A 20,646-nucleotide genomic window follows, 5' to 3' on the forward strand; every position below is an offset into this window, starting at 1 on the left:
GCACCGCCATGTTGTTCACGCAGGACGATCGCAGCGCCGCCAGCGACGCGGTGATGCGCGCGATGTTCGAGGCGAGGAAGCGCGTGTTCGTCGACCTGCTCGGCTGGGACGTGCCGGTCCTCGCCGGCAAATATGAGCTCGACCAGTTCGACGACACCCACGCGCGCTACCTGATCCTCGCGGACAGCGACCAGAATCATCTCGCCTCGGCACGGCTGCTGCCGACGACCAGGCCGCACATCCTCGACACGCTGTTCGCCGAGCTGTGCGACAACCCTCCGCCCACAGGTCCTCAAACATACGAAATCACGCGATTCTGCCTCGACCGCAGCCTAAGGGCCGCAGAGCGGCGGCGCTGGCGCGACGCGCTGGTCACCGGTCTCGCCCATTATGCGCTCGAGCACCACATCACCACCTATACCGGCGTCGCCGAACAAGGCTGGCTCGAGCAAATCCTCGCGTTCGGCTGGAACGCCCGGCTCCTGGGCGCGCCCAGACCGATCGACGGGATGATGCTCGGCGCGCTCAGGATCGACATCGAGCCCGAGACGCCCGCGTTGCTCGCCGCGAACGGCATCCTGCCAGCCACCCAAATCCCGCAAGCAGAGGCAGCGTGATGGCGACCCAGCCCAAATCCCCGGCGCCACAAGCCGACGTGGCGAGCGACGCCGTCTGGCAGCTTCGCGAGCATGGCTACGCCGTCGTCAAGCGGGCCATCTCGGCAGGCACCATCCATGCGCTCGACGGCGACCTTGCCGATGCCTTCGCGCAAACGCCCTTCTGCCGAGGCGGCTTCTATGGCGAGCGCACAAAGCGCTTCGGCCGGCTGCTCGCGCGCAGCCCCCATGCCGCCGAGCTGGTCATGCATTCCCACATCCTCGCTATCGCGAACGAGATCCTCGACCCATGGTGCGACTGCCTGCAGCTCAATCTCACCCAGGCGATCGCACTCCACCCGGGCGCGCTGCCGCAACTGCCCCACCGCGACCAAGATATGTGGCGCGGCGCGATCGGCGAGACCGAGTATCTGCTCAACGTCATGTGGTCGTTCACGCCATATCGCGAGTTGAACGGCACCACGCTCGTCTGGCCCGACAGCCACGGCTCCAAGGCGCTCGAGCCCATCCCGGACACAGCACCGATCGCCGTCGAGATGGATCCCGGCGATGCGCTCCTCTTCCTCGGCTCGACGCTGCACGGCGCCGGCGGCAACCGGAGCTTCACCACGCGCCGCGGCGCGATCGTCAGCTACTGCCTAGGCTGGCTCAAGCCCTATGAGAACCAGTGGCTGGCCTATCCACCCGAGACCGCGCGCCACTTCTCGTCCGAGCTTGCCCAGCTGGTCGGCTACCGCCAGCACCGCCCCAATCTCGGCAACTACGAAGGCCAGTGCCCGTCGATCCTGCTCCAAGACCGTCAAGACCGACCAATCGGCGCGATCGACGCACTGCGCCCGGACCAGCAGGCACTGATCGAAGCGCATGTCGCAGGCCAGCACGGCTGGCACAGGTCATGAGCCCGGGTGCCACCTTCGAGCGCGTCTATTACGATCTGAGGCGTATGCTGGCCCAAGGGGAGCTGCCGCCAGGCTCTCCCATCGAGCCCGCGCTGATCGGCCGGGAGATCGGCGCGAGCATTACGCCGGTGCGTGACGCACTGCACCGCCTGGTCGGCGAGCGCCTGGTCGAGGCGCCGAACCACAATGGCTTTCGGGCGCCGATTCCCACCGAAGCCGGCCTTCGCGACCTCTATAGCTGGAATGCCCAGCTGCTAGCCCTCGCGGCACGTCGCATACGTCCAGCTCAGCCCGGCCACGAGGCCAGCGGGATCGAGCATGGGCAGGATGCGGTCGCAGCAACAGAGGGCCTGTTTGTGGAAATCGCCCAAGCGGCCAGCAGCATTGAACATGTCCGCGCCGTCCAGCAGCTCAACGATCGTCTCGCACCTTTTCGGCGTCTCGAGGCGCGGATGCTGAGTGATATCGCTGACGAGCTTGATTTGCTGGTTCTGCACCATCGGCGGGGAGACCGCGCGCAGCTGGTTCGCCTGCTCGAGCGGCACCGTCATCGCAGGCTGAAGATCGTTCCTGCTATTCTGCTCGAGCTTCACAACCCGTAGAACCCGGCGGTTCACTGAATTCGGCATCTCTCCTAGTTTCCTCAGGCCCAGTTCAGCGCCTTACACGAGTAAATGCGCGCTGGATTGCACGCTTGATCGAGTATATGACATGGCATCGCTCGACCGTGCTGCAGTTTATGTCATGCCTATCCTCATCACTGCCTGTACCAAGAAGAAACTGGGCACTGCACAGGTCAGCGCCGCCGATATCCGCTCGGGCGCGATCGAGGTCGTGGGAAGCAGCTGGGTCGCCGCTCTGAGCGCGGTAGAGGACCTGACGCGCGCGGCCAAACTCTATCAAGGCGGGAGCCATGCCGAAAGCAGGCGTGCCGCACAAGATTCGGGCTATCCCCATTTTATCGTCTCCGCCGGTCTCGGTTTGATCGCGGCGGATGCCGAGGTTCCGCATTATGCGGCGTCGGTGCTCGCCGGTGACGACGATATTCTCGGCAAGCTGGGGGACGGCACGAACGCCGATACCTGGTGGCGCTGGCTGCAAGACCGATCGCCCTTCGCCCGGTCGCTCAAGACCATAATCCTCGCGACCCACGGGCCCTGTCTGATCGCGCTTCCGCAAGCGTATCTGGAGATGATTCGGGAGGAGCTCCTAGCCCTTCCGGAGCAGCTGCTAGACCGGGTTCGCCTGTTCTCCGGATCGCGCGCGCCGGCGGCGCTCGCGCACCTGCAAATGCCCTATGACGACCGGCTCGACGGTCCTCAAAGCCCGTACAAGGGCACGCGGTCCAATTTCGCGCCAAGAGCGCTGCGGCACTTCGCCACCCGGATCCTCCCGGGCAATGAGGGCCAGACGGCCGGGCAACATGCCGAGGCGGTCGAAGCCGCGCTTGCGAACTGGAGCCGGCCCGTCAGAACCTCTGGAGCCCGCAAAACGGATGCCGAACTGCGCGCGATCCTCGCGACGCACTGGGAGGCAATGGGCGGGCGGTCGACGCGAATGCTCCGGCTTCTTCGCGACGAACTCGGGATCGCGTGCGAGCAGGGCCGCTTTGCGGGGCTGGTGCGCGGCATGCGCGAAGAACGGGGAAGTGCGGCATGACGCGAGCAGAAAAGCTGAGCGTCCGCGCGACACGCACGCGGCAAGGCAACGATATCGAAGTCTTCTCCTTCTTCCTGCGAGGCGCCGACGTCGCGCGCATTGCGGACATCAACCGCGTCGGACGCTCGAACGATGAGCTCGAGGGCTTTCAGCGGCCCGAGGTCAAGGATCACGTCCGCTCGATCGTCGAGTTCCTCGATTCCGGACCCGTCCTGTTTCCCAATGCGATCATTCTGGCCTTCTCGTCGGACGTCACGTTCCGGTCGGTTCGCGGACGCGGGGTCAAGGATTGCTCGGACATCAGCGACGGCGGCGTCATCACCATTCCCGTGCGGACCGAAGGCAAGCGCGCCGCATGGATCGTCGACGGCCAGCAACGTTCTCTCGCTCTGGCCCAGGCCCGGAACGACACGCACGTCGTGCCGGTCGTGGGCTTCCTGAGCGCAGATCTCGCAACCGCACGCGAGCAGTTCATTCTCGTCAACAAGGCGAAGCCGCTGTCGCCGCGGCTGATCGACGAACTTCTTCCCAAAGTCGGCGGGCTCTTGCCGAGGGATCTCGAGGAGCGCCGACTGCCGAGCGTGCTGACCGATGAACTGGCGAAGGATTCCAACTCGCCCTTCTACAAGATGCTGAAGCGCAAGTCGGATCCGGCAAACGTCGGGGTGATTACCGATTCCTCGCTCCGCGCTGCGATTGGGCAGAATCTGAAATCGTCGATGGGAGCGCTGTCGCAATATCGCGGCGGCGATGAGGTCGACACCGACGCGATGTACCGGACGCTTTTCATCTATTGGTCGGCAGTGCGCGACGCCTTTCCGGATGCCTGGGGCAAGAAGAGCACGCAAAGCCGGTTGATGCACTCGGCCGGTATCCGCGCGATGGGCGTGGTGATGGACCAGATCATGGTGCGCGCGGACAGTACCGCCGATCCGGAACTGGAGGTTCGCACGTCGCTCGAACGCCTGGCGCCGCATTGCCGCTGGACCGGCGGCGAGTGGGATGAGCTCGGCCTCAAATGGAACCAGGTCCAGTCGACGTCCCAGGACATCCAGCGCCTTGCCGAGCATCTATGCCGCATCGACCGCAAGCTCGCGCGGGTGCGGACATGAAGTTCATCTTCGCCGACAGCCTCGACTATGTCGATCCGGCCTTCGACTTCATCGCCGACCGCAGCCCGGCGGAGCGCCAGCCCTATTGGGACGACGCTTATCCGCACGAGATATTGGGCTACGCTCCCTATGACGGGGTGCTGGTCTCGCGTGGCATCATCGGGGATCACCGCGTCAAAGGAAAATATACCGCGAGCCAAGCGCGGCGCTTCCATCTGGTCGGCGCGCGCAAATTCCTGCGTCTCGACAAGCCGCAGTTCGCGAAACTCGACATCTTCGGAGACTGCGGCGCCTTCACCTACGTCCAGGACGAGCGGCCGCCCTACAGCGCCGTCGAGATGGCCGAATTTTATGACGAGTGCGGCTTCACCCACGGAGCGTCGGTCGACCATATCATCTTCGACTTCGAGGCCGAGGGCACGGGCATGTCCGGCGGCAGCGACGACGCCAAGGCCCGCTTCGATATCACGCTCGAAAACGCCGACGCCTTTCGCCGCGAGGCGCTGGCGATCGATGCGAGCTTCGTGCCGATGGGCGTGGTACAAGGCTGGTCGCCCGGCAGCATGGCGGAAGCTGCGCGCCGGCTGGTCGCCATGGGCTATGACTATCTGGCGCTCGGCGGCATGGTCCCGCTGAAGTCGCCCGAGATCAAATTATGCCTGGCGGCGATCCGCGACGCGGTTCCGCCATCGACCCGACTGCATATCCTCGGCTTCGCCAAGGCGGACGATATCGATGGCTTTCATGGCTTCGATATCGCGAGCTTCGACACGACCTCGCCACTCATTCGCGCCTTCAAGGACGCGAAACAAAATTACTATTTGCCGGGCGAGGACTTGGGGCTGCGCTATTTCACCTCGATCCGCATCCCCCAGGCGCTCGAGAACCCCAAGCTCCAGCGAGCGGTAAAGAAGGGGGTCTTTCGTGCCGAAGATCTGGTGGCGATGGAAAGCGCGGCGCTCTCGTCGCTGCGCGCCTATGACGCAGGAGCTGCGGAAATAGGCGATGTTCTCGACGCCGTGCTCGTCTACAGCGCGGCGCTGGTCGAGGAGAAGCCGTACGAAGAGTGCGCGGGCAGCCCTTTGCTGGCGCGTCTTGCCGCGCGCTATCGGGAGACGCTGGTTGAGAAGCCGTGGCAACAATGCAGCTGCCCGATCTGCTCGACCGCGGGGGTCGAAGTCATCATTTTCCGCGGAAGCAACAGGAACAAGCGCCGCGGGATTCACAACCTCGCAATTTATCACGAACACATCGAACGATTGGATTTGAAGCGTGCCGTCGACCGACCCGATGACCTATCTCGCCATCTGTGCACAGCAGAGCGATGAGCATCAGCTCTTCACTTTCGCCGCACGAGCGGGCGACATCCTGCGCTTTGCCGCGATCGACCGGATCGGGCGCAGCGTACAGGGGGAGCTCAGCGGGTTCCAGCGGCCGCAAGTGGCGGCGCATATTCGCGAGATCCGCGACTATCTCGAAAAGCCCAATGCCGTGCTCCCCAACCCGATCGTCGTCGCCTTCATCGAAGGGGTCGCGGTCGAGACCCGCGACGGAGGAGCTTCAATGTTCCACATCGACGTGAGCGCGGGCCCGCCAGGATTGGTGGTCGACGGCCAGCAGCGCCTGTCGGCACTCGCCGATCTCGACCGCGACTTTGAGGTGTTCGTGTCGGCACTGATCTGCCGGGATGAAGCGGAACTGCGGCGCCAGTTCGTGCTGATCAACAACACCAAACCGCTGCCCAAGTCGCTGATCTACGAGCTGCTGCCGACGGTCGACGACCTGCCGCCGCGACTCTCGCGCCGTTCGACCGCCGCCGACATCACCGCCCGGCTCAACTTCGAGAACACTGCGCTCAGGGGCTATATCAAGCAGCATACGATGCCCGAGGGCGTCATTTCCGATACCGTGATGCAGAAGGTCATCATGGAATCGCTGACCAACGGCGTGATGCGTGAGCTTGTCCGCACGCCGAAGGGCGAGGATCGCTGCGTGCGGCTGGTCTCCAACTTCTTCGATGCGGTGAAGCGCGTCTTCCCGCTCGACTGGCACGGCCATAAGCCGTCGACCTCGCGTCTGCTGCACGGTGCCGGGATCCAGGCGCTCGGCGACGTCATGGAAGTCCTCGCCCAGCGCGCCGACGCTCGTTCGATCGACGAATTCCAGGAAGGGCTCGTCTGCCTAAAGGGAAGGACGGCCTGGACGTCGGGCGAATGGGACTTCGGTGGCGAGGTGCGCCGCTGGAACGCGCTCCAGAACGTCAATCGCGACGTAGCACTCCTCAAACATTATCTCGTGGGGGTCGTGAAGGCGGATCTGCGCCGTCGCGAGAAGGCCGCGCCCGCGCCGTTGCTCGATCGGGCGGCCAGCGCATGAGCTACGCGGTCAAAGAGATTTTCCGGACGCTACAAGGCGAAGGCGCGCAGGCGGGCCGCGCCGCCGTGTTCTGCCGTTTCACAGGATGCAATCTCTGGTCCGGGCTCGAGCGGGACCGGGCAAAGGCAATCTGCACCTTCTGCGACACCGATTTCGTCGGCATGGACGGGACCGGCGGCGGCCGCTTTGCCGATGCCGAGGCGCTGGCGGAGGCGATCGCCTCAGCATGGGGCGAAGGATCCGCGCAGCGTTATGTCGTGCTGACCGGGGGCGAGCCGCTGCTTCAGGTCGACGCGGCGCTTGTCGATGCGCTGCACCGCCGCGGCTTCGAGATCGGGGTCGAGACCAACGGAACCCAGGCTGCACCCGATGGGATCGACTGGCTCTGTGTCAGCCCCAAGGCGGGGTCCGAACTGGTGCTTCGCGCCGGCAACGAGATCAAGCTGGTCTACCCGCAGTCCGCCGCCGATCCGGCGAGCTTCGAGGATCTCCATTTCGAGCATTTCTTCCTCCAGCCGATGGATTCGCCGACTGCCGGAGAAAATCTCGCCGCCACCATCGCCTATGTGTCGCAAAACCCGCGCTGGCGCCTGTCGCTCCAGTCGCACAAGATGATCGGGATCCGCTGATGTTCGAACTGAGCAAGCAATTCCGTTTCGACGCCGCGCACACGCTCGAGCGCTCGATCGAGACCGAGTCCAGCCGCCGCATTCACGGGCATAGCTACCGCGCGGAAGTCACGGTGCGCGGCCGCCCCGATCCGGCGACCGGGATGATCATCGACCTGGGGCTGCTCGAGCGTGCGATGGAGGATGCGCGCGACGCGCTCGATCACCGCTTTCTCGACGAGATCAACGACCTTGGCCCGGCGACGATGGAGAATCTCAGCCGCTGGATCTGGGATCGGCTTCATCCGACGATCGCCAATCTGCACAAGGTCGCGGTACACCGCGATTCGAGTGGCGAGACCTGCGTCTATTGGGGAGAGGAAGTCGCGGCATGAGCGAGGGCGCGCTGGTTCTGTTCTCCGGCGGCCAGGACTCGGCGACGTGCCTCGCCTGGGCGCTCGAGCGCTTCGATCGCGTGGAGACGGTCGGCTTCGATTATGGCCAGCGCCACCGCGTCGAGCTCGAGTGCCGAACGAGCTTTCGCGAAGCGCTTACCGGTCTCAACCCGGAATGGGCGGCTCGGCTCGGGCCCGACCATATGCTGGACTTGTCCGTACTCGGACAGGTGAGCGAAACCGCGCTGACGCGGGATGCCGAGATCGGGCTGCGACAGGACGGTCTGCCGAACACGTTCGTGCCGGGGCGCAACCTGCTCTTCTTCAACCTGGCCGCGGCGCTCGCCTATCGGCGCGAACTGCGCCACATGGTCGGGGGCATGTGCGAGACCGATTATTCGGGATATCCCGATTGCCGGGATGACACGCTGAAATCGCTCCAGGTCACGCTCAACCTCGGCATGGGCAACCGCTCGGTCATCCACACGCCGCTGATGTGGCTCGACAAGGCGGCGACCTGGCGGCTCGCAAAAACGATCGGCGGCGAGGACCTGGTCGAACTTGTCCGTACCGACACCCACACCTGCTATGTCGGTGAACGCGCACATCTGCATGATTGGGGCTATGGTTGTGGAGATTGCCCTGCGTGCGAACTGCGCGCGCGCGGCTATTCGGCATTTCGGGAAGGCGCATAGTGAACGAGCCGATTGCCACCGCTGCGACTTCCCCAGCGCCGGGTGATGCATCGGTCACGTCGGCGAAGGTCAGGACGGGCGCGAGCCTGTGGATGCCCGGTGCTGCGGTGCGCTCGTTCTTCGACATCCCGCTCGGTTTCTATCCGCGGCTGGGTGAGCCCAGCAAAAGCGTCACACCGGAGCAGATCGTCGCGCAACTTGTCGGACCCGGCGGGGCGATGGAGCATTGGGACACGCTCGACCCGACCGACGACGCGCTCGACGACGCGATCGATCTGGCCAAGGCATCGCTTGAGGAAGCCAAGGCCCAAACCGAATATCAGGATGGCAAAGCCACGCGGCTGCTGACCGTCACGACCTTCCTGACCGCGCTGGCGGGCGCATTCTTTGCCAGCTTCGCCACCGATTATCCGCTGCGCACTCTCGCCGATCAGGCGGGCGGGACCTATTGGCTGTTGCTGTTCACTTATCTCGCTTTTCTTGCCTTCGTATTGTTCGCTCTCGGCGGCGCGCTGGTAACCTTCCATGCGACGCGCACCCGATTCAAATACCCGGCTACCGCGACCGTGGCGAAACAGGCCGGGCCCACAAAGTCGTTCCTCTTCTTTCGCGAGATCATCGGCGTGACGCCGGCGGGATGGGCGAATTCGTTCGTGACCGTGGCGGATGCGAGCGGCAAGCTGGCCGCCACGCTTCGGCCTGACCTCAAGATCGAGTATCTGAAGAACTATGTCGTGGAGGCGTATCTGGTCGCCGCCAAGGCCGCGGACAAGCTACGTTACCTTCAGCCAGCACAGAGCCTTTTGGCATGGGCCCTTCGCTGTCTGCTGATCTACATCGTACTGCTGACGTTTTCGCAATCCATGATCAAGCCGACCAAGCCAGCGGCTCAGGCGAGCAAGGTCGAAGTGATCAAGGCGCCCCAGCCGCTTCCCGTCCAGATCATAGCTCAGCCGGCGCCTGCCAACGCGGGAGGAACGCGATGAGTGCGGCGCCCGAGCGAGCCACCATCTTCATCGACGCCGACAACACCTTGTGGGACACCGACGCAGTGTTCGCCGAAGCGCAGCTCGCGCTATTGGACGCGACGGAGGAGCGGCTTTCCCGCCCGGCGGGCGCAGATGATCGTCTGGGGTTCGTTCGCGCGGTCGATCAGGCTCTGGCGCAACGTCATCATGCGGGCCTCAGATACCCGCCGCGGCTGTTGGTACGCGGGCTCGAACTGGCCCTGAAGGGGGCTAGTGCCGACGATGCCGCGCGCGGCGCATGGCGTGGCGGCCATTCCTACGCAATCGCCGATGACACGGCCGGCGAGATCGAAGCCGCCTTCTTTGCCGCTCTTGGTACAGCGCCGGCGATCAGACCAGGCGTATCCGAAGGGCTAAGAGCGCTTGAAGCGGCAGGATATCTGTTGCTGGTCGTGACGGAGGGCGCCAGGCCGAAAGTCGAAGGCAACGCCGAGCGCCTTGGCCTTCGCTCCTTTTTCGACCGGATCGTGGAAGGGCCCAAAGCGCCGACGCTTTACCGGCGGGTTATGTCGCTGACCGGGGCGCCCAGGCGTGCCTTCATGGTCGGTGATCAGCTCGACCGGGATATCGCGCCCGCGCGGGCCGCCGGGCTCCGGACGATCTATTTCCCCGGTGGCTTCCGTCCAAGCTGGGCGCCGGACGCTAAAGCTGTGCGGCCCGATCACGTGATCCGAAGCTTCGCCGAAGTGCCCGGCATCGTCGAGGCGGAGCTTGCCGACGAGCCGCGTAGGGCGGCCGCGAGCTAATCAGGCCCCGCCGGAACGACGAAAGCGGCGCCGGAGCCAAGCGGCCAGCGGGCTCAATGCGAGCAAGCATGAAAGTTTGAGACGATCGAGCACCAGATTGGAATATAGATCATCCACTTTTTGATTGGTTCTCAACCCTCTCCAGGTAAGATGCTGATCACGGCGCGACAGCGGGGGTCGCTAGCCGAAGGGGGATGCACCTGTTTAGGGGGATGCTTGTCGGTCTGCCCGGCCAAAAGGGCGTCGGGAAGCTGCAATCTGCGGCTAATGGCCGCTGCACTGTTTCGGTCTTCTATTCTATTCAGCGCAGTGAAGACATCGACTGCGATATAGCGGAAGTCGAGCGCGCTTTCCTCAGTCCTCAGACGCGTGCCTATGTCCTCGACGGCGACCGGATGCGTGTCGGCCGGATCAGCGACTATCTCCAGCAGGAAAACGGGCTCGTTACCTACGAGGTACGCTTTCCCAACGGAAAACGGAGGGACGTCAGCGAGATCGACTTGGTCGTTCGACCATGGAGCGCACCTGAAGATCCTGCTGAGATACTGGCTGCAGGAGGTGCCGAGAGCCAGTTCCTCCATGACCGTCGCCAAGCCGCCCTGGCGCCGCTTCGGACTCTCACCAGCGCTGCACAAGGTCTGACTTCGCTGCTCTCGGCAGGCATCGATTTCGTCCCGCATCAGGTTGCCGCAGTTCGGCGCGTCCTGAGCGATCCCATCCAGCGCTATTTGCTGGCCGACGAGGTTGGTCTCGGCAAGACAATCGAGGCCGGGCTGATCATTCGCCAGCATCTGATCGACAATCCTGAAACCGAGGTGCTGATCGCCACCCCGCCCGCGCTTTGCAGCCAGTGGCGTCGAGAACTCACTACGAAGCTGCGCCTCGATCAATTCGGCGAGGCTTTCGAATGCTGTTCGCATACGGAGATCGCACAGGTGAGGCGGAGACCCGATGTTCTGGTAATCGACGAGGCCCACCACCTCGTAGGGGTAGAGAGCGGGGCTTTGGCCAAATCGGCGGCACGCCTGCGCGAACTTGCCGAGGATGTTCCCGTCCTGCTGCTGCTCTCGGCGACACCGCCACTTGGCGAGGAAGCGAGATTTCTGGCGCTTCTCAACTTGCTCGATCCCTTGACCCATCCGCTTGAAGATCTGGAGGGATTTCGCGCCAAACTGGAGCAAAGGAGAGCAATTGGCCGGTTGCTCCTCAGTCTCGACCCGGACGGGTCTGGCCTCGTGTTGCGGCAGCGTGGCGCTGAACTCGGCCGGATATTCCCCGACGACACTGTCGTGCAGGAACTGGCGCCGCAGATGATTGCCGCCACGCGCGATGCGCCCGAACGCCTGGTCGATCTATGCGGCGCGCTCAAGGAGCATATCGCCGACAGCTATCGCATCCACCAGCGGCTGATCCGATCGCGACGTGCGGACGCGCAAGGATGGGAATTTCGCTCGCGTGGGCCTGATGGCGAGGCGCTGACGCATGTCCGTACGGAAGGCGATCCAAGCGACGATTTGGCGGTCCTGCTCGCGACACTCGAAGACTGGCGAGCAGCAGCGGTCGACTCCCTCGTCGATCATGATCTCGGGAACGCCTCGCTCGTGTCACGCTATCGAGACTTGCTGAGTGCAATCGGAGAAGGTCGCGACGCACTACGCCTGTTGCTTGCCGACGCCAGCCCCTTGTTCGCAGGTGAGGCCGAAATTCTGGATGCGTTGCGGGAACATGCCGAGGCAGTTGACGATATCGGTCGCATCGACACCATGATCGAAAGCGTCCGCCGGTTGGTCAGCACGCTTGGTGCCGAGGTCCCGCACCCCAAGATCGTCGTGTTCGCGACGGCACCCGCTTTGGCAGAGGCATTTCACGAAGCCTTGGAAAGCGCCGTCCAGGGGGCGCTGTGCCTGCTGCTTTCGAAGGCGGACCAGGCTGAAACCGAGGACGAGTTTGAAGAGGGCGCCGAGAGCCAATTCGCTCTCGCGCAGAAGGCCGCGATTCTGACGGTGGATCGCTCGGCCGAGGAAGGTCTCAACCTCAGTTTTGCGGATGCGATCGTCCATCTCGATCTGCCGCTGAGCGCGAGCAGGGTCGAGCAACGCATCGGTCGGCTGGACCGCTATGGGCGCACGCAGGGCATCATTCGGCACCGAATCCTGCTCCCTTCCGATGAGGACGGCAGCCCTTGGGCGGCCTGGTATAGCTGGCTCGCCGAAGGGTTATCCATCTTCCACCGCTCGATCAGCGACGTCCAGTTTCTGCTGGAGGCCTTCGAAGCGCGGGCATTCGAAACGTTGCTTATGCGCGGCTCGGATGCGCTTGCGGCACTTGCGGCCGATATCCGGGCTCAAATTGTGGACGAGCGCAAATCGCAGGACGAACAATATGCGCTCGATCGCATCGCGCTGGCGGAGGAGCCTGTCGAGACGTTCATCGGGGCGCTTGATGATGCCGAGGCTGACGAAGCAGCGCTCGAGGCGGGTGTAGATCAGTGGCTGGTCGCCACGCTGCAGATGGTGAAGCGGCCATATGCCTGGCCGGCCGAGGACCCATTCAAACTGGCAATCGCCAAGCAGACCTTGATTCCCAAGCTACCATGGCAACAGCAATTTGAACTCGACGACAGCGAGGCATTGAGCTGGAAACGTCGAATCGCGACGCGGCGTGCGGGCGTGACCTTGCTGCGACCCGGGACACCGTTGATTGACGCCGTTATGCGCTTCACGCGCTGGGACGATCGCGGAACAGCCTTCATCACATATCGCACTGTTCCCGGCCTCGAGGATGCCTGGATCGGGTTCAAGCTTTGCTTCACGATCGAGCCAAATCTGCAGATGGTAGATCTGCTGGCGCCGTCACGCTCCGAATTGGCGAGTTTCCGTCGAGCGCAGCGCTATTTTCCTCAAAGCGAGCATATTCTCTTCATCGACATCAACGGTGATCCGGTCACCGATCCGATGCTGCTCGAGATTTTATCCAAGCCTTATGGCGCTGAGGGCAAAGGCGCGAGCGCCGATCTCAACTTGGGAAGCCGGCCGAACATCCTCGCCGAGTTCATCGAGCCTTCGGCCTTCGAAACCGCCTGCCGGCGCGTGCGCGACGAAGCGCGTCATCTTCTGTCGCAGCAGCCAAGCGTCGAGCAGGCAATCAAAACTGCAACGGCCCTCGCATCTGGGGACCTGCAGCGGCGCAAAAATCGCCTCCAGCGGCGTCACTCTGCCGGTGATGCCATGGCACGCGAGGATATCGCACTCATCGAATCGATCCTGCCGAGTATCTCGGCGCCTGCGATCCGGCTTGACGCGATGGGATGCCTGGTCCTGGGTAAAGGGATTGCGGCGGAATCCAGCCATGGCTGAACTCGACGGCCATGATGCCTTCCTGGCACTGAGCCGGCTGCTCGATCGCGCCGACAGCGGCGTAGACTGGCAGGCGCGCTCGCCGGCAATCGAGCGTTTGCGTTGCGCGCTGATCGATCCGAGGCGCATCGCGAGTGCGCTCGACCTCGCCGTGCTGCTCCGTCAGGCGCTGACGCACGAACATGTCCGTCGCGGCGCGGCCGTATCACCTGCCGTTACCGTTTCGCATCCGCGGTTCGACGGCTTTGCATTGTGGGAGCGGACCGGCTTGCGCGCGGCCGCAGCCGATCAGACGCGACTGGTAACCCTTCTGCCCTGGAAACCCGCCTGGCTTTCCGATGTCGGCGAGGGCGTCGACACCTATGCCGCGTCCGAGACGAAGCGCCGCGCGTTCAACATGGCAGGTTGCGAAGGCGATCCCCTGCTCGCAGCGGTCGGGCGCACGTCCTATCGTAGCCGTGGGCAGCGCGCCGCCGTGCGCGCCGCGCTTTCAACGCCGACTGGAGGAAGTATCGTCATTGCCCTTCCGACCGGGGAAGGGAAGAGTATGATCTTCCAACTCGTCCAGACCGTTGGTTTCGTTGGCGCGGACCAGGCCGAGAACCGCGGCGTGACTTTGGTGATTGTCCCGACGGTCGCTCTGGGGGTCAATCATGAAAATGAAGCGGTCGAGGTTTGCGGCTTATCGCGGCCACTAGCATTCCAGGGCGGCAATGACGTCCAGAACGGCATCATTGCCGAGCGAATCGCCGATGGCACCCAGGGACTTTGCTTTGCATCGCCCGAAGCCGCCTGTGGTCGTTTGCGCGACTCTTTGCGGCGTGCCGCGGAAGCGGGCCTGCTCCGCGCGATCGTCATCGACGAAGCGCATCTCGTCGACCAATGGGGAACCGGATTCCGAACCGAGTTCCAGGAACTGAGCGGCCTGCGGCGCGAACTGCTGTCCGCAGCCCCGGAGGGGCAAGCGCTGCGCACGATCATGCTGTCCGCGACGCTGACGGACTCGTCTCTGGAGACGCTCCGATCACTGTTTGGCGCCGAGGACGCTTTCGAGAGCCTGGCAGCTGTTCAGTTGCGCCCCGAACCAGACTATTGGATTGCCCCGTTCGCCAGTGAAGCGAACCGCATCAGCCAGGTTCTTGAGGCGCTTCATCACGTACCTCGACCAGCGGTTCTCTACGTGACCGAGGTTCCGGCCGCGAACGCCTGGTTCACCCGCCTGACCGATGCGGGCTTTCGCCGCGTGCGCAAGCTTCACGGCAAGACCAGCCGCGCCGAGCGTGAGGAAATTGTCGGTCAGTGGCGCGACGGCGCGCTCGATATCGTTGTCGGCACATCTGCCTTCGGCCTTGGCATCGACTATGCCCACGCCCGCAGCGTCATACATGCATGCGTGCCGGAGACGCTCGACCGTTTCTATCAGGAAGTTGGACGAGGTGGGCGCGACGGCAAGGCCGCGCTCTCGCTGATCGTGCCCACAACCAAGGACGTGGCGATCGCCGAGCGGATCAACGCCCAACAAGTCATCAGCGTCGATCGCGGCTATCATCGCTGGGCGGCGATGTTCGCCCGCAAGACGCGCTTTGGCGACGGGCGCTTCGCCGTGCGGATCGACGGACGGCCGGGTACCGACGAGCGCGATATCGACATGTTCGGTGACGCGAACACCGATTGGAATCTTCGCACCGTGGCGCTGATGGCGCGCGCCGGCATAGTTCGCCTGCTGGGCACGCCCTATCCAAGGATCCAGCAAGAGGGCGATTGGCTGGAGATCGAAATCATCAACGATCACCATCTCGACAAGGCGTTGTGGCAGGAGCGCGTGGAACCGGTCCGGCGGATCGGATGGCTGGCCGCCAAGCGCAATCTCGACCTTATGCGTGAATTTCTTCGCAATATGCGCTGTCCGGCGACTATTCTCGAAGAACTCTATGGCGCCAATCGGGTCGGGCGTGTGTGCAGTCGCTGCAGCCGTTGCCGCTTCGACGAGGCTTGTCGTCTGAACTCCGTGCCGGTCGGAGAACCGCGTAGTCCCTGGGCTGAACCGCTCGACCCTCTGATCGCAAATCTGCTGGATCGCGACTTGCGCCTGCTCGTCAGCTATGATCCAGGCGCCCTTACGCGAAATTCTTCACGCCGTCTCGGCGAGACCCTGCAGCGCCTCCAGAAGGCGCGCCTCTCCAAGCTAATCACGCTCGGGCCGCAACCGTTCGACATGGACCGCGTGCTCAAGTTCGCGGAAAAAGCGGCTTTCTTCGTCAGCGATCTCCCATCGCTCGCCTTGTCACGACTGCCGCGCGGCCCCGAACTTGTAATGGTAGGCGACCAACAGGTTCTGGAACCGCAGAATCTGGTGTCGAGGGCCGACAATCCCCGGATATTCCTGGCGCCGATCGATCAACCCGCGCCTGATGGCCGCAGACTGAAGGATGTCTTCGGTGGCCGGACGCTGACGCTAGACGAATTCAACGCAAGAGTGGCGCAATGAGCATTGTTACAACATTCGAAGCTGTACCCAGCCGGCTATACGCCATTTATGCAGCGTTGTTCGATAGCGAGAGCGGAGAAGTAAAAGATCGTCTGGAAGCTTGGGCGACACCACCTTCCTTGAGAAATCGCGGCGGCGAAGAGGGAGAATCGACCACCACCCTGTTCAGCAATACGCTCGCTGAAGCGCGCCGCATCGGTCTCGTGGAAGAGATTGACGGCAAGCTACGATTGACCAGCGATGCCCGTGGGGGCGGGAAAAAGGGACGCGACAGCGAGACCTATTTTCGCGCTTATATGCGCCGCACCTTGTTCGATCCGACGCGCGCGGCAGACACCAGACAATCCGGGTATATGACCGCCCTTTCGTGGTTTCTCAGCACCAGCCCGCTCCGACCGATGAACTTCTCAAAAGAGCCGATCAACGAGTTGAGGGCCCTGATTGGTGATCATGCTTCGAAGTTTGAGATTGCGGACTATGCCGGCTGGCAGAGCTTTCTCTACTGGAGCCGTTATCTCGGCTTCGCGACCATCGTCGGTGGCGGCAACAATGCCGAGGATCTCACGACACGCCGGGTAATCCCCGATCCGCTCGAAGCTATAGAAGGCGCGCTTCCGGCCATCTTTGCCGAAACGAATGAATTGCCCGTAGAGCAGTTCGTCACGCGGTTGGCGGCGATCTTCCCGGTGTTCGAAACGGGCAGCGCTCGCCAGGACTTCGAAGGGATGCGACTCACACCCCTCGTCGATGGAGACAAGCGCCTGTCGATCGCCACCAGCCTTGCTCTTCAGCGTCTGAGCGATCGCCAGCGCTTGACCATGACGAGCGTCGCGGACGCCGCGGCGCGCATTCTCGACTTTGGGTCACGCGAGGGCCGGGTCAGCCGCATCGCGCTACGGGACGCCGCATGATGCGCAACTATCTGTGCTGGGATCCTCGCGCCGTCCGTCAGATCATCAATCCGTTCGCCGAACACATTAGCGACAGCCTGTTCCGGGCGGTTCACAGCGACTGGGATTTGAAGGTCAGCCCTCAGGTCGGCAAGTCCTTTCAGGAGATTGGCGAAGCCTCATGGGCCGACATGACTCCAGCCGTCTTTCTCGAGGATTTCCTGCGCGACGATCGCCCGCATGCGCTTGCGGCGATCCTCGGTGAAACCGGTTCTGGAAAGTCGCATCTGGTTCACTGGATGCGGCTTAACATCAAGCCGTCCAAAGAGCGTGTCGTGCTGGTGGTGCGCAAATCGGGCACCAGCCTGCGCAACATCGTCAGGATGATCATTGATAGACTTCCCCCGGAGCAGCAGGGAAGTTTTCTCGAAACGCTCCAGTCGGCCGGCGACGGCACCCAAAGCCGCAATGATCAAAAACAGCAGCTGCTCAATGACCTCGCCCAGGTTATCCGCGAGGAAGTGCTGCCGGCCGAGGCCGATGAGATCGAGAGAGAGTTGGCGGTGTGTCTGCCCAATCTCTTCCAGGATCCCCATATGCGCGAAGCGCATTTTCTGGGCGACAACACGGTCATTGCCGACATCGTCGACCATATCTTCGCGCCTTCCAATGCGCGGGACCGCCCCGACCAGCGCCGCGCTTTCGTCGACAGCGACCTTCCACTCGGCGGCATGGATTTCGCGCAGGCTTCGCGCCTCGCACGCGACGTAATCGACATCATCGAACTCGATCCAGCGGTTCATCTTCCGCTCGCGATCCGAATCATCAATCGCAATCTGGATCGCGCAGTGGCGCGCACGCTGAGCTTTTCGGGTGACCGTGTCGAAGAACTGATGGCCCGGCTGCGCAGCTACCTCAAGACTGAGGGGCAGGAGCTAGTTCTCCTCGTAGAAGAGTTTGCCCGCTTGCAGGGGATCGATCGTGCGGTGCTGCAGGCTATCACCTCGCAGGGCGATGATCGGCTGTGCAAGATGCGAACGGCCATCGCGGTCACTACCGGCTTCTTCCAGAGTGTCGCCGAAACCGCCTATATGCGCACCACTCATATCGTCGATATGGATCGCTCTGCGGGTCGAGCCGACGGCGGCGCGGTGACCAGGACCTCCTTAAGCCATTTCACCTCCCGATATCTCAATGCTGTCCGCTTGGGCCGAGAGGGCATCGAGCAATGGAGCGATGCAGCGGCGCCCGGGGAAAATCCGCGTTCAAAATGTGACGTCTGCATCCACCAACCCGAATGCCATGCGATCTTCGGTGATGTCGACGGCTACGGGCTCTATCCGTTCACCGAGCAATCTCTGTGGAACGCCGCCTCGCGCGCCGATGCATCGATGCCCGAGAGACTCAATCCACGGATTCTGCAGAACGACCTGCTCGTCGAAGTCCTCGACAATTTTGCACCTGATATCGCGACCGGCAAATTTCCCTCGTTCAAGTTGCTGGAGAAGCTCGGCGGCATTAACGCCCTCCCTGTCGTCGCGCAGGATGAACTCGCAAACCGGAATCCCCAGAATTTTCAGCGCTGGGCCGCGTTTCTCGAACTCTATGACGGTACCGGCGCGATCGCCAATCTCGACGATCGGCTTCGAGCAGCATTCGAGGTTCCCGAAATTCCTGGCGCCGCTGCCGCCAAGCCGGCAGACCTCGCCGTCGATGTCCCCGTCACGAACGGGCCGCAGCAGCCGCCCGCCAGCAAGGAAGATTTGCTGATAGCGCAGTGGATTGGCGGCGACGGACTGGACCAGACAGTCGCAACCAATCTCCGGCTGCTCGTTTTCTCGGCCGTATCGAATGCAATCGACTGGGACATGATGGGGCTGGCCAAGGCGAGCTTCGCAGGAAAGACCGGCAAGCCATTCCAGACCGCCAGTATCAGTTTTGACCGCCAGACCACCCAGGTCCGCTCCGATATCCTCGTGAAGCTCATAATTCCGGGCGATCTGGTTCGGCCGGCAACCGCGGCAGCGGCACTGCAAGGCGTGCTGCGCGCAAGCAAGGACCAGTTCCGCTGGGAATTTCCCGATGGCGAGAAGATGCTTGCCGCGTTCCTCGATTGCGTGGAGATCTGGGCGCGCAGCGTTGAAGCGCAATTGCGTGCGATCTGCCAACCGACGCCGCAGTGGAACCAGGCGGCCGCCGCGACCGAGCTTTTATGTGTCGGGGCAGCGATCGGCGGCAGGATCAAGCCCGACGCCTCGATCGCCGATATGATCGACGCAGCGTTCAGTGCGAGCTGGGCGACTGAATGCGCGAGCACCGCCCCTGAAATGAAGGCGCTTTACGGCACACTCGTCAGAAACCGGGAAAAGCTCGCCGATATCGCACGCTCACAAATGTCGAGCATGAAGGGCGGCCAGGCCCGTACGATGCTCAATCCCGGTCGAGTCCTGGGCCCGATCCGGGATCTCCGTCAGGCCAAATATCAGCTTCGGTTGCAACCGCCCGACGGCGATACTCAGGAACTTGCCAAGACCTATCGTGAAATCAAAAACGGTATTGCTGCCGCGGCGGCATCGGAGCTGGCCGTTCGCCAAGCCTGGCTCGGAGCCATGGAGGACGCTTTCGGGGCGGCAGCAAATCGGGCCCAGATCCTGAGTGTGCTGGATGCTGCACGCAAAGCCGTCGCTGAGGCTGGGATCGGCACCAGCAACACTTCACGCATATTGGGAGAGGAACTTGATCGCTTCAGGTCGGTGCATTTCGACGATTCGATGTCGGCAGCGCGCGCGCTTGCCAAGGAACCGGATGCCATAGCCGCACTTTCACACTTCGGGCGGGGGCGCCGAAGTGCGGTGGAAGGGGGAACGGCGTTGGCCGCAGCGGCACAAGCGTTTCTCGATACCGTGGACCAGAATATCGGCGCGACCAGCCAGAGCCTGGATGCAAAACACGGCGCCTTGGCCGCCAGCCTGGAGCAGATCGACAGGTCGTTAGCCGCGATCGAAGCCGATCTTGTTGCCCTATCGGGCGCGGACAGGGAGCATGCTGATGTTGCTTGAACGCGCCGCCACATTGGCAACGAAGATCAACACCTATCAGAAGCTCAAGAACACTGCCGAGGAAGCCGATCAGTTCGCCACGCGCGCAACCCAGTTTGCCACGCTGTCGATGCTGATGACACGACTGCGCGAGACCTTGGCCGCGCTGGCTGAAGCCGGCGTGCCGGTCGATTTCGAGCCGGGTGATGGTCTGGGCTATGCCGACAAGGCACGCGTGTTGCGCGAGACGATCAAGGCGGATCCGGGAAAACTCAACGATCCGCCGTTCGACATCAAATATGCGTTCATCGATCGCTTGAATGGCATCGCCACCGCCGGCCACAAGGCGGCAAGCGAAGCGTGGAAGGCCTATGTGGGCCGGCGCGCTACCTTCGGTGCGGACGATGTCTTGAGCGCGCTCGCCCGGATCCCGCAGTTCAGGACGAGCGTCGCCAGGATCACGCAAATCCGCAACGATGCGGCAGCCTTTGGCGCAGACCTGTGGATCGGCGTGGAAAAGGGACCCCGGTAGCGGGGTGATCGGCGTCGAAAAAGGACCCCTCATCCCGGTGGTCTAGGCTGTTCGCTTGGCGGTGTGTCAGGCGGCGAGATCGGAATGCTGGTATTGGAGACGGTGTTGAGGATCCGGCGCGAGCACGCGTCGGGGAAGGCCATCAAGGCGATAGCGCGGGACCTGCACCTGTCGCGCAAGGTGGTGCGCAAGGCGATCCGGGCGCCG

General features: G+C 63.1%; 17 protein-coding genes. All 17 read left to right on the top strand.

Annotated elements, in window-relative coordinates; translation table 11 throughout:
• The first annotated feature begins 8 nt into the window (after nucleotides 1-8).
• The 17 genes from ABLE43_RS17780 (at nucleotide 9) to ABLE43_RS17860 (ending at nucleotide 20,439) form a co-directional block, all read left to right on the top strand.
• Nucleotides 9-617, top strand: coding sequence for an acyl-homoserine-lactone synthase (locus ABLE43_RS17780; RefSeq protein WP_348979663.1), 609 nt, complete (start codon nucleotides 9-11; stop codon nucleotides 615-617).
• Complete coding sequence (locus ABLE43_RS17785; protein WP_348979664.1) at nucleotides 617-1,516, top strand: phytanoyl-CoA dioxygenase family protein; 900 nt, start codon at nucleotides 617-619, stop codon at nucleotides 1,514-1,516. Before ABLE43_RS17780 ends, ABLE43_RS17785 begins: the two co-directional genes overlap by 1 nt.
• Complete coding sequence (locus tag ABLE43_RS17790) at nucleotides 1,513-2,118, top strand: GntR family transcriptional regulator (RefSeq protein WP_348979665.1); 606 nt, start codon at nucleotides 1,513-1,515, stop codon at nucleotides 2,116-2,118. The genes ABLE43_RS17785 and ABLE43_RS17790 overlap by 4 nt, the downstream gene beginning before the upstream one ends.
• 109 nt (nucleotides 2,119-2,227) lie before the next feature.
• A complete protein-coding gene (locus ABLE43_RS17795) occupies nucleotides 2,228-3,175 on the top strand; it encodes a hypothetical protein (protein ID WP_348979666.1) in 948 nt (315 codons plus the stop codon).
• Nucleotides 3,172-4,287, top strand: a complete 1,116-nt coding sequence (gene dbpB, locus ABLE43_RS17800; protein ID WP_348979667.1) for a DGQHR domain-containing protein DpdB — start codon at nucleotides 3,172-3,174, stop codon at nucleotides 4,285-4,287. The genes ABLE43_RS17795 and dbpB (ABLE43_RS17800) overlap by 4 nt, the downstream gene beginning before the upstream one ends.
• Entirely contained in the window at nucleotides 4,284-5,615 is a 1,332-nt protein-coding gene (dpdA, locus tag ABLE43_RS17805) for a tRNA-guanine transglycosylase DpdA (RefSeq protein WP_348979668.1), read from the top strand. Before dbpB (ABLE43_RS17800) ends, dpdA begins: the two co-directional genes overlap by 4 nt.
• Complete coding sequence (dbpB, locus tag ABLE43_RS17810; RefSeq protein WP_348979669.1) at nucleotides 5,578-6,663, top strand: DGQHR domain-containing protein DpdB; 1,086 nt, start codon at nucleotides 5,578-5,580, stop codon at nucleotides 6,661-6,663. The genes dpdA and dbpB (ABLE43_RS17810) overlap by 38 nt, the downstream gene beginning before the upstream one ends.
• On the top strand, nucleotides 6,660-7,292 hold the full coding sequence (queE, locus tag ABLE43_RS17815; RefSeq protein ID WP_348979670.1) for a 7-carboxy-7-deazaguanine synthase: 633 nt from the start codon (nucleotides 6,660-6,662) through the stop codon (nucleotides 7,290-7,292). Before dbpB (ABLE43_RS17810) ends, queE begins: the two co-directional genes overlap by 4 nt.
• Complete coding sequence (locus ABLE43_RS17820; RefSeq protein ID WP_348979671.1) at nucleotides 7,292-7,666, top strand: 6-pyruvoyl trahydropterin synthase family protein; 375 nt, start codon at nucleotides 7,292-7,294, stop codon at nucleotides 7,664-7,666. The genes queE and ABLE43_RS17820 overlap by 1 nt, the downstream gene beginning before the upstream one ends.
• The gene (gene queC, locus ABLE43_RS17825; RefSeq protein ID WP_348979672.1) at nucleotides 7,663-8,361 is read left to right on the top strand and encodes a 7-cyano-7-deazaguanine synthase QueC; all 699 of its coding nucleotides are present in this window, start codon (nucleotides 7,663-7,665) and stop codon (nucleotides 8,359-8,361) included. The genes ABLE43_RS17820 and queC overlap by 4 nt, the downstream gene beginning before the upstream one ends.
• Nucleotides 8,361-9,347, top strand: a complete 987-nt coding sequence (locus ABLE43_RS17830) for a hypothetical protein (RefSeq protein WP_348979673.1) — start codon at nucleotides 8,361-8,363, stop codon at nucleotides 9,345-9,347. The genes queC and ABLE43_RS17830 overlap by 1 nt, the downstream gene beginning before the upstream one ends.
• Nucleotides 9,344-10,135, top strand: a complete 792-nt coding sequence (locus tag ABLE43_RS17835) for an HAD family hydrolase (RefSeq protein ID WP_348979674.1) — start codon at nucleotides 9,344-9,346, stop codon at nucleotides 10,133-10,135. The genes ABLE43_RS17830 and ABLE43_RS17835 overlap by 4 nt, the downstream gene beginning before the upstream one ends.
• Before the next feature lie 194 nt (nucleotides 10,136-10,329).
• The gene (gene dpdE, locus ABLE43_RS17840; protein ID WP_348979675.1) at nucleotides 10,330-13,491 is read left to right on the top strand and encodes a protein DpdE; all 3,162 of its coding nucleotides are present in this window, start codon (nucleotides 10,330-10,332) and stop codon (nucleotides 13,489-13,491) included.
• On the top strand, nucleotides 13,484-15,979 hold the full coding sequence (gene dpdF, locus ABLE43_RS17845) for a protein DpdF (RefSeq protein WP_348979676.1): 2,496 nt from the start codon (nucleotides 13,484-13,486) through the stop codon (nucleotides 15,977-15,979). The genes dpdE and dpdF overlap by 8 nt, the downstream gene beginning before the upstream one ends.
• On the top strand, nucleotides 15,976-16,890 hold the full coding sequence (dpdG, locus tag ABLE43_RS17850; RefSeq protein WP_348979677.1) for a protein DpdG: 915 nt from the start codon (nucleotides 15,976-15,978) through the stop codon (nucleotides 16,888-16,890). The genes dpdF and dpdG overlap by 4 nt, the downstream gene beginning before the upstream one ends.
• Complete coding sequence (dpdH, locus tag ABLE43_RS17855) at nucleotides 16,887-19,928, top strand: protein DpdH (RefSeq protein ID WP_348979678.1); 3,042 nt, start codon at nucleotides 16,887-16,889, stop codon at nucleotides 19,926-19,928. Before dpdG ends, dpdH begins: the two co-directional genes overlap by 4 nt.
• Nucleotides 19,918-20,439, top strand: coding sequence for a hypothetical protein (locus tag ABLE43_RS17860; protein WP_348979679.1), 522 nt, complete (start codon nucleotides 19,918-19,920; stop codon nucleotides 20,437-20,439). Before dpdH ends, ABLE43_RS17860 begins: the two co-directional genes overlap by 11 nt.
• Nucleotides 20,440-20,646 lie beyond the last annotated feature (207 nt).

This window comes from Sphingomonas silueang, from assembly GCF_040049155.1.
GTDB classification, from domain to species: domain Bacteria; phylum Pseudomonadota; class Alphaproteobacteria; order Sphingomonadales; family Sphingomonadaceae; genus Sphingomonas; species Sphingomonas silueang.

Bases quoted from the DNA above. Each gene is read 5' to 3' on its own strand.
- ABLE43_RS17820 (WP_348979671.1), top strand. From the start codon at position 7,292: ATGTTCGAACTGAGCAAGCAATTCCGTTTCGACGCCGCGCACACGCTC.
- ABLE43_RS17835 (WP_348979674.1), top strand. From the start codon at position 9,344: ATGAGTGCGGCGCCCGAGCGAGCCACCATCTTCATCGACGCCGACAAC.
- ABLE43_RS17785 (WP_348979664.1), top strand. From the start codon at position 617: ATGGCGACCCAGCCCAAATCCCCGGCGCCACAAGCCGACGTGGCGAGC.
- dpdG (WP_348979677.1), top strand. From the start codon at position 15,976: ATGAGCATTGTTACAACATTCGAAGCTGTACCCAGCCGGCTATACGCC.
- dpdH (WP_348979678.1), top strand. From the start codon at position 16,887: ATGATGCGCAACTATCTGTGCTGGGATCCTCGCGCCGTCCGTCAGATC.
- dpdE (WP_348979675.1), top strand. From the start codon at position 10,330: ATGCACCTGTTTAGGGGGATGCTTGTCGGTCTGCCCGGCCAAAAGGGC.
- ABLE43_RS17795 (WP_348979666.1), top strand. From the start codon at position 2,228: ATGGCATCGCTCGACCGTGCTGCAGTTTATGTCATGCCTATCCTCATC.
- ABLE43_RS17790 (WP_348979665.1), top strand. From the start codon at position 1,513: ATGAGCCCGGGTGCCACCTTCGAGCGCGTCTATTACGATCTGAGGCGT.
- dbpB (WP_348979669.1), top strand. From the start codon at position 5,578: ATGACCTATCTCGCCATCTGTGCACAGCAGAGCGATGAGCATCAGCTC.
- ABLE43_RS17780 (WP_348979663.1), top strand. From the start codon at position 9: ATGTTGTTCACGCAGGACGATCGCAGCGCCGCCAGCGACGCGGTGATG.
- queE (WP_348979670.1), top strand. From the start codon at position 6,660: ATGAGCTACGCGGTCAAAGAGATTTTCCGGACGCTACAAGGCGAAGGC.
- dpdA (WP_348979668.1), top strand. From the start codon at position 4,284: ATGAAGTTCATCTTCGCCGACAGCCTCGACTATGTCGATCCGGCCTTC.
- dbpB (WP_348979667.1), top strand. From the start codon at position 3,172: ATGACGCGAGCAGAAAAGCTGAGCGTCCGCGCGACACGCACGCGGCAA.
- ABLE43_RS17860 (WP_348979679.1), top strand. From the start codon at position 19,918: ATGTTGCTTGAACGCGCCGCCACATTGGCAACGAAGATCAACACCTAT.
- dpdF (WP_348979676.1), top strand. From the start codon at position 13,484: ATGGCTGAACTCGACGGCCATGATGCCTTCCTGGCACTGAGCCGGCTG.
- queC (WP_348979672.1), top strand. From the start codon at position 7,663: ATGAGCGAGGGCGCGCTGGTTCTGTTCTCCGGCGGCCAGGACTCGGCG.